This is a genomic window from Asaia krungthepensis NRIC 0535, from assembly GCF_025995175.1.
Taxonomy (GTDB): Bacteria; Pseudomonadota; Alphaproteobacteria; order Acetobacterales; family Acetobacteraceae; genus Asaia; species Asaia krungthepensis.
This window is the reverse complement of the sequence record NZ_BAPV01000032.1, coordinates 1-1154: the sequence shown is the minus strand read 5'-3', so window position 1 is coordinate 1154 and position 1154 is coordinate 1. Positions and strand designations below refer to the sequence as shown.

Sequence of the window (1154 nt, the reverse complement as noted above, 5' to 3'; positions counted from 1 at the left end):
ACACCAAGGATAGAATCACAGCCAACTGTTCAGAGACAGGGGGTTCTTCGAACCCTCCAGCTATACCCGATCCTCCCTCCCAGGACTGCATCAGAGCTGGCCGTTCGCGTCACTTCACAGATGCGTCAGAGGCAATAGCCGTTGGTATTATACAAAAAGCCGCAGACCCAAGGGGTTTTTCGAATCCTCCGGGTTCACGCAAAACTTGCACCATCAAACCCTGGGATCAAACGTCCAGCGTGCTTTGCTTATGACTTCGCAAAAAAACCCTCCGGGCGGTAAAGCCCGGAGGGTTTTTCGTGTCAGACATGCTGGACGATCAGAGAACGACCTTCACACCGAACTGGAAGGAACGGAGAACGACACCGTTCTGCGTCCATGACGGGTTGTAGAGATAGCCACCATAGGTGCCGAAGTCGTAAGGCGACTTGAAACCGAGGAGGTTATAGACGTTGGCATAAGCGCTCCAGCGGCGGTTGAACTGATAGTTCACCGTCAGGTCGACATCCCAGAAGCCCTTGACCTTGCACTGGCCCAGCGGAACGAAGCTGCTGGAGGTCAACGCATCGGCGCAGTTGCCTGCCGTGCCCGAACCCGTCTGGTCTTCGGCCGTCGTGCGATAGCCGCTGGTGTAGTAGACTGTCGGTGTGACAGCCAGCTTGCGCCATGACAGCGTATTGGACCAGTTGGCGCGCCAGCGGGGCGTTCCCGAGGCAGAAACTGCACCATAGGGCCCAAGCGTTCCGGCATAGCGATAGACCGACCCATCGGGGTTGGTCAGGTTCATACGACGCACGAAGGTCGCTGTACCCTTGCTGTACCAGTGGACTTCATGAAACACGCCGGGAAGCTGTGTGTTGGCTTCGAAGGACAGGTCAAAACCGTCAGTCACGAGCTTGTTCGTGTTGACATAGCCCAGGTTGATGATGCCGGGGCGCAGCTGACCGGTGGGGTTCTGCGGGTCGGCAATATCCGGCGTAACCGTCACGCCTGTCGGCAGGGCTTCGCCCGCGAGATAGGCGTTCGCCACGTTGGTGGTACCAACGGGGTTGGGCGCAATGTAGTGGTTTTTGCGGATATAATAGTAATCCGCCATCAGGGTCAGCCAGCGGGTCGGACGGAAGATCGGGCCACCCGAGAAATTGGTCGAGGTT

The 1154-nt window shown here is 57.5% G+C and carries 1 protein-coding gene; it reads right to left on the bottom strand.

Annotated elements, in window-relative coordinates:
- Window positions 1–319: 319 nt before the first annotated feature.
- Window positions 320–1154, bottom strand: an 835-nt coding sequence (locus tag AA0535_RS10875; RefSeq protein ID WP_264816169.1) for a TonB-dependent receptor domain-containing protein, incomplete at its 5' end; no start/stop codon positions are given.